Here is a 13,549-nt window from a genome sequence, read left to right on the forward strand (position 1 = left end):
AACATGCTTGAAGCGATAGGTGTTGTTTTGCTCGCCATGTTGATTGTGGCGATTTGCACGGCGTTGTATTTGAAACAAAAGAAGCGAGAACTTGCCGATTTGGCAAACCTGGAAAATTTGGCAAATGGTGAATATATGAACCGGTCAAAAGCAGAGCGGTTTTTGTTTGCAAAACAAAAAACGTACCCGACCGAGGCTGAATATTCATCGGAATATTCTGTTCAAGAAACACCGGGCATTTACACCAGAGGCATTTCCTCAAAAAAACTGAATTCGATAAATAAAATCAACGAAAATTTTATAGAATTAAGTCATGAAATTCTCGACAAACCATCCTCGAAAAAGTTGTCTAATGGAGTATCATTGATCGCCAAAGCCCATCAGATTTTTTTACTCAAAACAATCAGCCAATGAAAAGCCCCTCAAGCACCACCCTAACCATCCTCACCGACCTAATTGCGCTCGACACCACCAGCCGCAATTCCAATTTGCGGTTGATCAAATATGTGCAGTCGTTGCTCGCCGATTATTCGATCGAATCCGAACTGACTTTCGATAATTAGATTCTAAATGAACCGGTCCAACCAACGCTCGCTCATTCCGGTCAACATCGCAGTGCTGACCATTTCCGATACCCGAACGGAAAAAGACGACAAGTCAGGCAATGCGATTGTAAACAAATTGATTGAAGCGGGCCATCGCCTGGCAGAAAAAACGATTGTCGCGGATGACCTGTATCAAATTCGGGCGGTGGTATCCGCATGGATCGCCAATGCGGATATTCAGGTTGTTATTACAACCGGCGGCACTGGAGTGAGTGGTCGGGACGGCTCGCCTGAAGCTATAGCACCGCTATTGGACAAAACCCTGGATGGGTTCGGTGAAATGTTCAGAGCGCTGTCATATGAGAATATCGGCACATCAACATTACAGTCCCGCACCCTGGCAGGGGTTGCCAACGGCACTTATATTTTTGTCCTTCCCGGATCTCCCGGGGCGGTAAAGCTCGGTTGGGAAAAACTAATATCCCACCAACTGGACTATCGCACCCGACCGTGTAACCTGGCAGAGATGATGCCGCGATTGCTTGAGCAGTAACACGCTTGGACGGTACTCGGTTTGTCATCCTGAAACGGCGAGCAGGGTGTCTCGTGCAATGCTCCTCCGGGGTTTCTATAATTATTGCCTTCATGGTTATAGTCGGTCGGCTATAATGCCCCTGTTTCTATCATTCCTGTTGCTATAATTTGTGAAATAAAACTGTCGCCCCGCAAGGGGATACTTAAAATAACAATCATGGCAAGAAAATCCACAACATCATCGAAAAAAGGCCAAACCGCCCATCGCGATCCGCTCCCGCCGATCAAGCTCAATACCCTGCCCATGGCGGAATTTACGGAAAGCGCATACCTGCATTATTCGATGTACGTCATTCTCGACCGCGCCCTCCCTAGCGTTGCCGATGGCTTAAAACCGGTTCAACGGCGAATCATCTACGCCATGTCTGACCTGGGTTTGCACGCTGCCGCCAAGTATAAAAAATCTGCGCGCACTGTGGGCGATGTCCTGGGTAAATTTCATCCCCACGGCGACAGCGCTTGCTACGAAGCCATGGTTTTGATGGCTCAGTCATTCAGTTACCGTTATCCCTTGATTGATGGTCAGGGCAATTGGGGTAGCCAGGATGATCCGAAATCCTTCGCTGCTATGCGTTACACAGAATCGCGGTTGACTCGCTATGCCCAGCTATTGCTTGAGGAACTGGGTCAGGGTACGACGAATTGGGCGCCGAATTTTGATGGCACTCTGGAAGAACCCAAACTCCTGCCCGCTCGTCTGCCCAATGTGCTGTTAAACGGCGCATCGGGCATTGCTGTGGGCATGTCCACGGATATTCCACCCCACAATATACGCGAGGTCGTGACCGCATGTGTTCGGTTACTGGATGACCCAAAGACCACTCTGGCGCAAATATGCAGCCATATTAAAGCACCGGATTTCCCCACAGAAGCTGAGATTATTTCCACCCCGGAAGAAATTTTCGAAATATATAAAACCGGTAATGGCACTCTGCGACAGCGTGCGGCGTGGCAAAAAGAGGGCGACGACATTGTCATTACCGCCCTGCCCTATCAGGTTTCCGGATCGAAAATTCAAGAACAAATCGCCGCGCAAATGCTGGCCAAAAAATTACCTATGGTCACAGATTTAAGAGACGAATCGGATCATGAAAGCCCGACCCGTTTAGTCATAGAACCGAGATCCAATCGGGTTGATAGCGATGCGCTAATGCAGCATCTGTTTGCAACCACGGATTTGGAAAAAAGCTATCGGGTCAATCTCAATATGATCGGAATTGACCGCCGCCCCAAGGTATTCGACCTGAGATCGCTGCTAATCCAGTGGCTGGACTACCGCATCGGAACGGTTAAGCGGCGGCTCCAGTTTCGCTATGACAAGGTTGTCGACAGACTGCACATTCTCGATGGCTTACTGATTGCATTTTTGAACATCGATGAAGTAATCCGTATCATTCGCAACCAGGATCATCCCAGGCAAGCGCTAATGACGCAGTTTATGCTCAGCGAAGTTCAGGCCGATGCGATTCTTGATTTGCGCTTGCGCCATTTGGCAAAGCTGGAAGAAATTAAAATTCAGACTGAACAAAATGAACTTGAGAAAGAGCGCAAACATCTCGACTCTTTGCTCAAGTCTAGGGCAAAATTGAAACGCTTGGTGCGCGATGAACTGCTGGCAGACGCCGAAGAATATGGCGACAATCGGCGTTCTCCAATCATCGAAAGGAGCGCCGCAAAAGCACTGGATCACAATGCATTGGTTCCTGCAGAACCGATCACTGCGGTTCTTTCCACCAAGGGCTGGATTCGCGCCGCAAAAGGGCACGAGGTTGAGGGACAGAGTCTCAATTTCAAATCCGGCGACCAATTTCTATGTTCTGTCCAGGGTAAAACCAATGACATTTTGGTCTGCATAGATTCAAATGGCCGGACTTATTCCATCGCCGCACACCGCCTGCCCTCGGCGCGCAGTTTTGGCGAGCCTCTGAGCAGCAGTTGCAACCCGAAGCCCGGCGCAACTTTCCGTGGCTTGATGATAGGCAATGCCGAAACCAAGTACCTGCTAGCCACCAATGCCGGTTATGGCTTTATTGCGCCATTGGGCGAATTAAATACCCGAAACAAGGCAGGCAAAGCGACCCTCAGAGTACCTGATGACACCAAAGTCCTGATACCCCGACCGGTTAACGACTTTGATGATGATTGGATCGCGGTGATAACCAATGTCGGTCGGCTGTTAATTTTTACGGTGGGCGAGTTGCCACAATTATCAAAAGGCAAAGGCATTAAACTAATCAATATTCCAACCGCAAAGTTCAAGGCCAGGGAAGAATTTGTTGTGGATGCCGCCCTGTTTCAAGAAGGCAACAGTCTGCGAGTATACAGCGGTAAACGCTATCTGAACATCAAACCCGCAGACTTTGACAATTATGTTGGGGCGCGCGCGCAACGCGGTAAATTTTTACCGCGCGGCTTCCGACAAGTACAATCCATTATTACCGTTTAGACGCAAATCAAGGCGAGCATCTTATATTTATGAGTCAAGCATTATTCCAGTCTGATCTCAGTCATTTAGAAATGACGCATCGAGGCAAAGTTCGAGATATATATGCTGTTGATGCTCACCATTTGCTGATTGTTGCCAGCGATCGACTTTCGGCATTCGATGTCATCCTTCCCCAACCTATTCCGGGCAAGGGAGAAGTGCTGACCCGAGTTGCGAATTTCTGGTTTAACCGCACCCGGAATCTATTGCCCAATCATCTAAGCGACCGATGTTTGGCGGAAATCGTGCCCGACCGTGGTCAGCGCGAGGCCTTGGGAGCGCGCGCCATTGTGGTTAAAAAGTTAACGCCTTTGCCTGTTGAGGCAATTGTCAGAGGGTATTTAATCGGCTCGGGATGGAAAGAGTATCAGCGCACCGGCGGCGTATGCGCTATACCCTTGCCACAAAACCTGCAACAGGCTGAGCAATTACCGGAAGCGATTTTTACGCCTTCAACCAAAGCCGAAGCCGGACATCACGATGAGAATATCAGTTATGCGCAAACCATTGATCTGCTTGGACAATCCATGGCTGAGCAGGTAAGAAGCCTCAGTTTGAAAATTTATTCCGAAGCCGCGGCTTATGCCAAACATCGGGGTATTATCATCGCCGATACGAAATTTGAATTCGGCATCGATGAAAACAATACTTTGCATCTAATAGACGAGGTGTTGACTCCGGATTCGTCAAGATTCTGGCCCGCGAACCAATATCAACCGGGCATCAGTCCGCCTAGTTATGACAAACAATATGTACGGGATTATCTTGAGACCCTGGATTGGGATAAAACACCGCCCGGCCCCGATCTACCCGATGAAATAGTGCTCAAAACAGCAGAAAAATATACTGAAGCAGAGCGAGTGTTAACCCAATAGTCCCCGGATTATTTGATGATTAGACGCTCTGACTGAGCAAGCACACTCCAAGCGGCAGCGATTAACTGGCAGACTTGTCGGTCTTCGACCAATTAAACACGGACGAAAACCATCCTTTCTTTTGTTTTCTGGGTTTGTCGGATTTTGGGCTGTATTTGTTGAAAAATTTAACCGTCTCAGTGGTTTGATTCAGATACCCGCTATCCGGAAAATTTAGCGCCAGCACCCTGCGCGCATCGCCGGCTAAATCGTCGAACCCCATATTTTCGTAGCTGAACATTAATAGCGCCAGAGCCTGCTCAACCACCAGCGTGGTCGAATAGTTTTCGATTATCCCCTTTGCCCGATTCACTACGGCGACATACGCCTTTCGAGTATAGTAGTAATTAGCCACGGCAATTTCATTTCTAGCCAGGGCTTCCAGCAAATTTCCAGCCCGTATCCTGGCATCTGGTGCATATTGGCTGTCTGGAAATAAGGCATACAACGCCTTAAATGCAGCCATGGCATTGCGGATAGTGGTTGCATCACGATCGCTCAAATCATTCCGGCCTGTGAGCGCACCGAATAGTGATTTATTTTCACTAAAACTCGCCAGGCCTTTTAAGTAATATGCATAATCAACGGCTTGGTGGGTCGGATGTAATTTTATAAATCGATCTGCCGCCGCAATAGCAAGACCGCTTTGTTCGCTCCGATAGTAAATGTAGATAGTATCGAGCTGGGCCTGCTCGGCGTATACGCCGTAGGAATATTTTGCCTCCAATTTTCTAAGCGTGTCCAATGCAGTCTGCCAATTCTTTTTAGACATCTGCTGTTTAGCGATTTCGTATAGCTGTTCCGCAGATTCAGCCTCATCTTCTTTTTCTTTTTTGAATGATGAACAGCCTGACACCAGCACACCTGCGATCAGCATCACCACAATACGATACATTACAGGTTGCTTGGCAACGCGCTGGCCACGCCGGCCATCGTACTGAGCGTGACCGCGACTCAATGTATTCAGCATGAAATTGTTGATATAACGTAGAATAGAATTAATTATTGAGTACCTGGACGCAAATATTCCAGGCGCCTATTGTGCCATAATTTATTCGCTAAATGTCGGATTCTGAATCATACCCTTTTTCATAATATGCTTAGATAGGGCGCCTATATGAAAATACATGCCTTAAATAAACCATCACTTGCGCCACATCCAAAAATACAATGAAGAAGGTGCACTTTTTTCTTCAAATTCCAGCGGAAATGGAAGGCGTGCGGGTCGATAAAGCACTGACAGAATTACTTGTCGAACATTCCCGCGGAACAATACAGCAATGGATAAAACAAGGATTGGTGCTGGTTGACGGCGAAATCACAAAACCAAAACTGAAGCTCTGCGGCACCGAGATACTCGAATTTACGGTGCCGTCTCCACAGCCCAGCCAATGGCCCGCCCAAGACATTGACCTGGACATCATTGATGAAGATGACCATTTGATGGTAATCAATAAACCAGCCGGACTGGTGGTTCATCCCGGCGCCGGCAATCAGGACAACACCCTGCTTAACGGGATTTTGCGCCATCATGCTGATTCTGCATTCCTGCCTCGAGCCGGCATTGTCCATCGCCTGGATAAAAATACCACGGGACTCATGGTGGTCGCCAAAACCGAACAAGCAAGACAGCATCTCATTGAACAACTCAGCAATCGGGAGATGCATAGAGAGTATCTGGCTCTGGTCAATGGCATTATGATTTCCGGAGAAACCATCGATCAGCCGATTGGGCGGCATCGAAATGACCGACTGCGCATGAGCGTAACAAAATCCGGCAAACCGGCAATAACCCATACCCGGATATTGAGGAAATTCCGCAACCATTGCCTACTACAGGCAAATCTGGAAACCGGCCGCACCCATCAAATTCGCGTACATCTGAGTTGGCGTGGTCATCCTATTGTCGGAGACAAGCGCTACGGTCATAGATATCGACCGCCGCCGGCGGCATCGGAAAACCTGATTCAATCGTTACAGGGATTTCAACGCCAGGCGCTTCACGCACAAAAATTGTCGCTTATTCATCCCCACAGCGGCGAACAAAAAACCTGGCGGCAAAACCACCGGAGGATATGGTAACGCTTGTGAAACTGCTTAAAGAAGATGCACAAACCCATTCCGGATAGCGCGCCGAATTCGCCCGATATTCCTTTTGCCGCATCAATCAAAGGGTGCCGATCAACCACGCCAGTCAATTCCGCAAACAGGGCAAACTACTGCGCGTAACGCGCGCGCAATACCTTCTTGTCCAGCTTGCCCACGCTGGTTTTGTCGATCTGGTCAACAAACTCCACTCGCTCAGGCAGTGCCCATTTGGGCAACTCGCCGCTATCCACATGGACTCGAATCGCCTCTCGTATTTGTTCGGCGGTGATGTTCGATTTTGCATCGGCAACTTGGGCGACAATCAGCATCGGGCGCTCGCCCCAGTGCTCATCGGGTATGCCAATGGCGGCCACTTCCCGCACACCATGGCAACGCGATACGATGTTTTCAAGGTCGAGTGAAGACAGCCACTCGCCTCCGGATTTGATGACATCTTTTATGCGATCGGTTATCAGCAGCGAACCGGTTTCATCGAAGCGACCGACATCGCCGGTATGCAGATACCCGCCACGCCACAGTGCTTGTGTAGCCTCAGGGTTTTTGATGTAAGTTTGGGTTAGCCACGGTGCGCGAACAACAATTTCTCCGCTGGTTTTGCCGTCTCGGGGAATATCGTTCATGTCCTGATTAACCACCCGCACTTCGACCAGGGCGCAAGGTTTACCGGGCTTACGACGTCGTGCAATATCCTCATCCGACCCGCGCTCACAAACAGGTGCGGATAAATCTGCTATCGTTATTACCGGACAGGTTTCCGACAATCCGTAAGCGGCAAAAACTTCGATACCGAAATCCAGGGCTGTCTTGCCTAATCCCTCGGACAGCGCGCTGCCGCCGATAATGATCTTCAATCTTGACAAGTCCGTGTTGCGCGCTTGCGCGGCGGAAAGCAGCATTTGCAATATTGTCGGCACACAATGGGAAAATGTTACTTGTTCGCTTTCGATCATGCCCAGTAATTTTGCCGGATCATAGCGACCGGGATAAACCTGCTTAACACCCATCATGGTTGCAGCATAGGGCATGCCCCAGCCATGAACATGGAACATCGGGGTCATCGGCATATAGACATCTTCCTTATGGAAGCGATTATTTCCAGACGCTGTGGAAAACGCCGCAATCAGTCCAAGGGTGTGCAAGACCAACTGACGATGACTATAGGCGACCCCTTTTGGGTCGCCGGTGGTGCCGGTCGTGTAAAATGTTGTTGCCGTAGTGTTCTCGTCAAAATCCTGAAAATCAAACCCGACGTCTGATGCACTCAGCCGGGATTCGTACTCAGCAACATAACCTGATGGCAGATTTGGCGTATCCGAGCCATCCTCCAGCAAAACTAATTTAATCGGTCGCTCAAACCGCTCCGATATCTGATCGATGATGGGTACAAAATCCGTATGCACGAGAATAATGTCATCTTCGGCGTGATTGATTGTGTAAAGAATCTGTTGCGGCGACAGCCTGATGTTCACCATATGCAATATTGCGCCCATCATTGGCACCGCAAAAAAACATTCCAGATAACGATGGCTATCCCAATCCATCACCGCAACAGTATCGCCCATAGCCACGCCCAGAGATGACAGACTGCGCGCGAGACCACAGATTCTCTGGTAAAATGCACAATAATCATAACGCCTGACATCACTGCTAACGATTTCCTGATGCGGCGCATTTGCCAACGGCGTAAGAAGAATTTGTTTGATAAGCAGCGGGTAGCGGTAGGCCGAAGCAGCCTCAGGGGTATTAACCATTTCTTTGATCCTAGTTGATCCTATATGAATATATTTTTCGTAAGCACGTTTGCTGAATGATAAAATCCTGCCTTTATAAAATGAGAAGCCTCCTTGAAATATATTAGCACTCGGGGGCAAGCCCCGAATCTGGATTTTGAGAATGCAACGCTGGCCGGTCTTGCCAGCGATGGCGGGCTATACATTCCTGATAAGTGGCCTTGTTTGAGCATCGACGAGATCCGCGCCCTGCAAAATAAAAATTACCCCGAACTGGCCACCGCCATTATCGGTCTGTTCGTGGGTCAATCGGTTGCCTCCGAGGAGCTTGGCCGATTGGTGTCCAATGCATATGGAAATTTTTCTCACGACGCCATCGTACCATTGAAGCAGCTCGACGATAAGCTGTTTTTTATGGAGCTGTTTCATGGCCCTACCCTGGCGTTCAAGGATTATGCGCTACAAATGCTGGGACAATTCTTTCAATATTTTCTCAAAAAAAACAGGTGTTCTTGCACAATTGTAGGCGCCACTTCTGGCGATACCGGCTCCGCCGCCATCGCCGGGCTTAGAGGTTTGTCGGCAGTGAATCTGTTTATGCTGCACCCGCGAGGCCGGGTATCCGAAGTACAAAGAAGACAAATGACCACCGTTCAGGGTGAAAATATTCATAATCTTGCCGTGGAGGGCACATTTGATGACTGCCAAAATCTGGTAAAAGCACTGTTCAATGATTCTGAATTTCGGCAACGTCATTCCTTAAGCGCGGTCAATTCAATTAACTGGGCGAGGATTGCCGCCCAGGTTGTCTATTACTTCAAGGCAGCGTTAGTCCTTGGCGCGCCAGATCGAGAGATAAATTTCTCGGTGCCAACGGGTAACTTTGGCAACGTGCTGGCCGGCTATGTCGCAAAGCAGATGGGACTGCCCATTCGTAAACTGATTATTGGCTCAAATCAAAATGATATATTGACCCGTTTTTTCGAAACCGGTGTGATGGAAAAAACCGGTGTGACCCCTACTCTGTCGCCAAGCATGGATATTCAAATATCGAGTAATTTTGAGCGCTATTTGTTTGAACTGCTGGCGCATGACAGCGATCAGCTAAACCACATTATGGCATCTTTTAATGAGTCCGGTAAATTCACGATTGACAACAGCCTGCTGCAAAAAGCACAGCAAAGCTTTGGCGCATACCGAATGGATGACAAACAAATCAAAACAGATATTAACCAAATCTACAAGTCCACCGGGGAGATTATCGACCCACATTCTATCATTGGGGTTTCCGCCGCCAAAAATTCGGCTGAAAACACGGCCAAAAATGGGCTTGATCCATCGCTGCCCACAGTGGCGATCGGCACCGCGCATCCAGCAAAATTTCCGCAAGCAATCAAACTGGCGACCGGCATCGATGTTACGCTTCCAGCCCGTCTGAGGGATTTAATGAACATGGAAGAAAAAGTCGAGAATGTCGATAACAACCTTGAATCCATTAAAACAAGAATCGACTGTTTTGCGCGTATTCATGAAGTTTAGTGTTATAGACTATGTTCGCCAACATTGGAAAGGCAAGTTATCACTACCCATATCGTTCTGGATAAACTTTCTCTTTCTCTATATCGTTCTTGCATTCCTCGAGCGATTCTTTCTGCCACCCTATCTATTAGACCAACTGACAGTTTCATATTCTGTCGCAATATTCTCAATCGTCGTGCGCTTGATTATCTATCCTTGGCAAATCGTCGGGGTTGTCAGGGCCTGCGATAATTCCATCGACTCTAATATTAACCGTATCTGGATCATCGCCGCTCAGGCGGTCGTGGTGATGAGCATTGTGGCGACCTTGGCATTGACCTTCTCAAGCTATCAATCTGTGTTGGGATACAAACGCAGCCTGCTGCCTCCCAAAAGCTTTGAAATTGCACCAAAATATACCTTGGATTTGGTAAAAGAGGGGACGCTATTGCACTTGCGCGGGCCAATGCAATCTGGAATAACCCGGCGGGTTTCAGAATTTCTTCGGCAACATCCAGCAGTTACCGGAATTATTCTCGATAGCAAGGGCGGAAAAATTTCGTCGGGCAGGGGCTTGGCGAAAATAATCAGGGAAAATAAATTGAACACCTACAGCTTGGAAACATGCGCGTCAGCCTGTACTACGGCATTTGGCGCTGGTGTCCATAGGGCATTAGGCACAAATGCCAAATTGGGGTTTCATCAATATCAAGCCTTTACCGTGTATCCACACTTCGATATCGACCAAGAGCAGGCTAAAGATATTGCATTGTTCAAAGAGCATGGCATATCAGATTCATTTTTGAAAAAAAATTTTAGTCAGCCGCCTGAAAATATGTGGTGGCCGGATAACCATGAATTATTGCAGGCGAATTTTGTTCACCAAATCAACTTTAAACTTAATGAGGAGTGATGCCTCGAAGTCTTTCGCCTCGGCGTCTTAGCAATTCCACGGAAAACAGCAACAGAATGGATACGATTACCAATAAAGTTGCCACAGCGAGAATGGTTGGACTGATTTGCTCTCGAATCCCAGAGAACATCTGCCACGGTATCGTGCGTTGTTCGTAGCTGCCAACGAATAACACGACCACGACTTCATCAAATGAAGTAATAAATGCAAATAGTCCCCCTGAAATTACGCCGGGCAAAATTAATGGCACAATAATCTTGAAAAATGTTGTGACTGGCGAGGCCCCCAATGTGGCGGCAGCACGAATCAAACTATGGTCGAACCCGACCAATGTTGCAGTCACGGTGATGACGACGAATGGCGTGCCTAGTGCGGCATGCGCTAATATGACGCCTAAATGGGTTGAAGACAATCCGATCTTGGTATAGAAAAAATACATGCCCGCCGCAGATATAATCAAGGGCACAATCATGGGCGAAATTAAAATGCCCATTACCACCGATTTATAGGGCATGTCTTCGCGGCTGAGCCCCAATGCCGCGATGGTGCCTAAAGTCGTTGAAATCAGCGTGGCAAAAACAGCGATGACAAAACTATTATTTACCGCGCCTTGCCAGTTTAAATTGGTAAAAAAGTCTTCATACCACTTCAATGAATAGCCGGCGGGATCGAATCTCAGCATTTCTTCAGTAAAAGTGAAGAACGGCACTGCATTAAACGAAAGCGGCATCACCACCACAATGGGCGCAATCAAGAAGAAGAAAATCAGCCCGCAAATAAAAAGATAGGTATAGTGCCAGATTCTTTCCAGTGGTGTGGTGTAAGCCGGTAGTGCCATAGTTTCCAGTTATCCGAGTTCCCAGTTATCCGAGTTTCATGTTGTCGATTCCGACAATTCTGTCATATAGAAAATACAGTACTAATACGACAGCAAGCAATATCGCACCCAACGCTGCCGCCAGACCCCAGTTCAAGGAGCTCGACATGTGAAACGCGATAAAATTGCTGATCAGCGTTCCGCTTTGTCCTCCAACCAGCGCAGGCGTAATGTAATAACCAATTGCCAGTATGAATACCAATATTGCGCCAGCGCCAATTCCTGCTACCGTGTTGGGCATATAAATTCTGACAAAAGCAGTGAACGGGGTCGCGCCCAGAGATTTTGCCGCACGCATATAACTTGGGGGGATGGTTTTCATTACACTATATAAGGGTAATACCATAAACGGCAGCAAAATATGCACCATAGCAACTATGGTTCCTGTGCGGTTGTGTATCATCGCCAGGCGATTATCAGTTGCAACGACGCCCAGCCACACAAGGATATCGTTTATTACACCCTCTTGCTGCAATAATGCAATCCATGCTGTGGTTCGGACCAGCAATGAGGTCCAAAATGGCAGTAAAACCAAAATTATCAGCAGGTTGCTTTTTGCGGTCGGCAGCACAGCCAGCAAATAAGAGATTGGATAGGCAAGAATCAAACACAAAAAGGTGATTAACAAGCTCATCCACATCGTGCGCCAAAACAGTTTGAGATAGATTTGTCTGTTCGGATCGTTTCGTACTATGTCTCCCGTTTCGCCATAGCCCATGTCCACCGCTGCCAGATAATAGGAAATGGTGTATGGGGCGCTCTCGCGCTTGAAGACTTTCCAGTTTTCAACATCGCCCCATTTTTTATCAATATCGATAAAAGCCTGCTGGTACGGCGCTTCCAAACTGCCTGATTTGCGCGTGGCTTTTCTGAACAAGCCAGCGAATCCCGGTTTTTCATAGTTCAACCGGCGACCTACCTTCCCTCCCGCTTTGGTTTTATTCGCCTCGATAAAATCTTCCGCCAAGGCGGCGAACACTTCTTCGTCGGGTAATTCACCGCTTTGCTCGTCCCAATTATTCAGCAACGGCACGGTGCGATGCATGACTTCGCCAACCCGCTGGTTTTCGACGCTGCGAAACAGCATATCGAGGATCGGGATAAAAAACGTGACCGCGATAAACAGAAACAAAGGAACAACCAGCCCGATGGCTTTTAATTTGCCGCGCCGCTGAGCGCGAGCGAGACTGACTTTCAGCGGTATGCCGTCGGCGGTGACTAATGGCAGAGTGGTGGTGGAGGTCATGGTTGCTTGTTCGGCTGCTTGTTCTTTTTCCTCACCATACAAAGCGGACTCGGCAACCCACAAGCATAACGCTGTACGCTGGTGGGGCTGGCTTCACTGTTGGCGATAGCCGTTGCTCTGGTCGCCGACGGTTTCCGCCAGTGGCCGTACATCAGCACCCCGATCATCAGCACCGAGATAATAGCCAAAACAGGTGTCGGACTCATTAATACGTGCCCTTGAATACATACCCTTGGCGATTAACCGCCGATGCCTGGTGGTTGCGGCTTAATCGGATTACCGCGTTCATCAAGGCCATGCCGCTCGTTCCACCAAGCGGCGAAAAATATAGACCCCAGTATGGAAATTGCCAAAAACCACCACAGTATAAAAAAACTACTCATCACCGCCTCACGTTTTGGTTTCCCGATAGTAAAAGGTGCTACCCAAATAAAACAAGAGACCGAGCAAAGCGAGATAAAGTTCGTGCATCGCGGGCTTCGGGTCGATTAATGCCCCGATAATGCCGGCACCCATGAGAATCACTCCCGAAGTGTTGGCGCCACGTCGTAGCGCTTCTTCGGAGAATTCTATTTTGCGCGATGTTTTTTCTTCATCCACTTCGTTCGGCACCTATTC

The 13,549-nt window shown here is 48.4% G+C and carries 15 protein-coding genes; 8 read left to right on the top strand and 7 right to left on the bottom strand.

The window, feature by feature from the left end; all coding sequences use genetic code 11:
* Positions 1 to 3 precede the first annotated feature (3 nt).
* The 5 genes from ACPXXB_RS11225 (at position 4) to ACPXXB_RS11245 (ending at position 4,499) form a co-directional block, all read left to right on the top strand.
* The gene (locus ACPXXB_RS11225) at positions 4 to 414 is read left to right on the top strand and encodes a hypothetical protein (protein ID WP_423907463.1); all 411 of its coding nucleotides are present in this window, start codon (positions 4 to 6) and stop codon (positions 412 to 414) included.
* Entirely contained in the window at positions 411 to 563 is a 153-nt protein-coding gene (locus ACPXXB_RS11230; RefSeq protein ID WP_423907465.1) for a hypothetical protein, read from the top strand. Before ACPXXB_RS11225 ends, ACPXXB_RS11230 begins: the two co-directional genes overlap by 4 nt.
* A gap of 7 nt (positions 564 to 570) precedes the next feature.
* Complete coding sequence (moaB, locus tag ACPXXB_RS11235; protein WP_423907467.1) at positions 571 to 1,098, top strand: molybdenum cofactor biosynthesis protein B; 528 nt, start codon at positions 571 to 573, stop codon at positions 1,096 to 1,098.
* 285 nt (positions 1,099 to 1,383) lie between these two features.
* Positions 1,384 to 3,585, top strand: coding sequence for a DNA topoisomerase IV subunit A (gene parC, locus ACPXXB_RS11240; protein WP_423911154.1), 2,202 nt, complete (start codon positions 1,384 to 1,386; stop codon positions 3,583 to 3,585).
* Between the two features lie 29 nt (positions 3,586 to 3,614).
* Entirely contained in the window at positions 3,615 to 4,499 is an 885-nt protein-coding gene (locus ACPXXB_RS11245) for a phosphoribosylaminoimidazolesuccinocarboxamide synthase (protein ID WP_423907469.1), read from the top strand.
* A 61-nt stretch (positions 4,500 to 4,560) separates the two neighbouring features.
* On the opposite strand, the gene ACPXXB_RS11250 is transcribed toward ACPXXB_RS11245, so the two are convergent.
* Complete coding sequence (locus ACPXXB_RS11250) at positions 4,561 to 5,508, bottom strand: outer membrane protein assembly factor BamD (protein WP_423907471.1); 948 nt, start codon at positions 5,506 to 5,508, stop codon at positions 4,561 to 4,563.
* A gap of 200 nt (positions 5,509 to 5,708) precedes the next feature.
* Between ACPXXB_RS11250 and rluD the strand changes: the two genes are divergently transcribed.
* Complete coding sequence (gene rluD, locus ACPXXB_RS11255) at positions 5,709 to 6,620, top strand: 23S rRNA pseudouridine(1911/1915/1917) synthase RluD (protein WP_423907473.1); 912 nt, start codon at positions 5,709 to 5,711, stop codon at positions 6,618 to 6,620.
* Positions 6,621 to 6,754: 134 nt separating this feature from the next.
* Here rluD and ACPXXB_RS11260 read toward each other — a convergent pair whose 3' ends face one another.
* Positions 6,755 to 8,398: a fatty acid--CoA ligase gene (locus tag ACPXXB_RS11260; protein WP_423907475.1), complete on the bottom strand. Its 1,644-nt coding sequence runs from the start codon at positions 8,396 to 8,398 to the stop codon at positions 6,755 to 6,757.
* A gap of 93 nt (positions 8,399 to 8,491) precedes the next feature.
* Between ACPXXB_RS11260 and thrC the strand changes: the two genes are divergently transcribed.
* On the top strand, positions 8,492 to 9,916 hold the full coding sequence (gene thrC / locus ACPXXB_RS11265) for a threonine synthase (RefSeq protein WP_423907476.1): 1,425 nt from the start codon (positions 8,492 to 8,494) through the stop codon (positions 9,914 to 9,916).
* Positions 9,906 to 10,808 (top strand): hypothetical protein, encoded by a 903-nt coding sequence (locus ACPXXB_RS11270; RefSeq protein ID WP_423907478.1) that lies wholly within the window; start codon positions 9,906 to 9,908, stop codon positions 10,806 to 10,808. Before thrC ends, ACPXXB_RS11270 begins: the two co-directional genes overlap by 11 nt.
* Here ACPXXB_RS11270 and ACPXXB_RS11275 read toward each other — a convergent pair.
* Genes ACPXXB_RS11275 through ACPXXB_RS11295 form a run of 5 tightly spaced genes read right to left on the bottom strand, consistent with a single transcriptional unit; the run spans position 10,795 to position 13,543 of the window.
* Positions 10,795 to 11,646: an ABC transporter permease gene (locus ACPXXB_RS11275; protein ID WP_423907480.1), complete on the bottom strand. Its 852-nt coding sequence runs from the start codon at positions 11,644 to 11,646 to the stop codon at positions 10,795 to 10,797. The genes ACPXXB_RS11270 and ACPXXB_RS11275 overlap by 14 nt on opposite strands.
* 25 nt (positions 11,647 to 11,671) lie before the next feature.
* Positions 11,672 to 12,931: an ABC transporter permease gene (locus ACPXXB_RS11280; RefSeq protein ID WP_423907482.1), complete on the bottom strand. Its 1,260-nt coding sequence runs from the start codon at positions 12,929 to 12,931 to the stop codon at positions 11,672 to 11,674.
* Positions 12,928 to 13,137, bottom strand: a complete 210-nt coding sequence (locus tag ACPXXB_RS11285) for a hypothetical protein (RefSeq protein ID WP_423907483.1) — start codon at positions 13,135 to 13,137, stop codon at positions 12,928 to 12,930. Before ACPXXB_RS11285 ends, ACPXXB_RS11280 begins: the two co-directional genes overlap by 4 nt.
* 33 nt (positions 13,138 to 13,170) lie before the next feature.
* A complete protein-coding gene (locus ACPXXB_RS11290; RefSeq protein ID WP_423907485.1) occupies positions 13,171 to 13,314 on the bottom strand; it encodes a hypothetical protein in 144 nt (47 codons plus the stop codon).
* 7 nt (positions 13,315 to 13,321) lie between these two features.
* Entirely contained in the window at positions 13,322 to 13,543 is a 222-nt protein-coding gene (locus ACPXXB_RS11295) for a hypothetical protein (RefSeq protein WP_423907487.1), read from the bottom strand.
* Positions 13,544 to 13,549 lie beyond the last annotated feature (6 nt).

The organism is Candidatus Spongiihabitans sp. (assembly GCF_965237845.1).
Taxonomy (GTDB): domain Bacteria; phylum Pseudomonadota; class Gammaproteobacteria; order Arenicellales; family Poriferihabitantaceae; genus Spongiihabitans.

Coding starts and splice junctions, on each gene's coding strand:
- ACPXXB_RS11225 (WP_423907463.1), top strand. CDS start 4: ATGCTTGAAGCGATAGGTGTTGTTTTGCTCGCCATGTTGATTGTGGCG.
- ACPXXB_RS11230 (WP_423907465.1), top strand. CDS start 411: ATGAAAAGCCCCTCAAGCACCACCCTAACCATCCTCACCGACCTAATT.
- moaB (WP_423907467.1), top strand. CDS start 571: ATGAACCGGTCCAACCAACGCTCGCTCATTCCGGTCAACATCGCAGTG.
- parC (WP_423911154.1), top strand. CDS start 1,384: ATGGCGGAATTTACGGAAAGCGCATACCTGCATTATTCGATGTACGTC.
- ACPXXB_RS11245 (WP_423907469.1), top strand. CDS start 3,615: ATGAGTCAAGCATTATTCCAGTCTGATCTCAGTCATTTAGAAATGACG.
- ACPXXB_RS11250 (WP_423907471.1), bottom strand. CDS start 5,508: ATGCTGAATACATTGAGTCGCGGTCACGCTCAGTACGATGGCCGGCGT.
- rluD (WP_423907473.1), top strand. CDS start 5,709: ATGAAGAAGGTGCACTTTTTTCTTCAAATTCCAGCGGAAATGGAAGGC.
- ACPXXB_RS11260 (WP_423907475.1), bottom strand. CDS start 8,398: ATGGTTAATACCCCTGAGGCTGCTTCGGCCTACCGCTACCCGCTGCTT.
- ACPXXB_RS11270 (WP_423907478.1), top strand. CDS start 9,906: ATGAAGTTTAGTGTTATAGACTATGTTCGCCAACATTGGAAAGGCAAG.
- ACPXXB_RS11275 (WP_423907480.1), bottom strand. CDS start 11,646: ATGGCACTACCGGCTTACACCACACCACTGGAAAGAATCTGGCACTAT.
- ACPXXB_RS11280 (WP_423907482.1), bottom strand. CDS start 12,931: ATGACCTCCACCACCACTCTGCCATTAGTCACCGCCGACGGCATACCG.
- ACPXXB_RS11285 (WP_423907483.1), bottom strand. CDS start 13,137: ATGAGTCCGACACCTGTTTTGGCTATTATCTCGGTGCTGATGATCGGG.
- ACPXXB_RS11290 (WP_423907485.1), bottom strand. CDS start 13,314: ATGAGTAGTTTTTTTATACTGTGGTGGTTTTTGGCAATTTCCATACTG.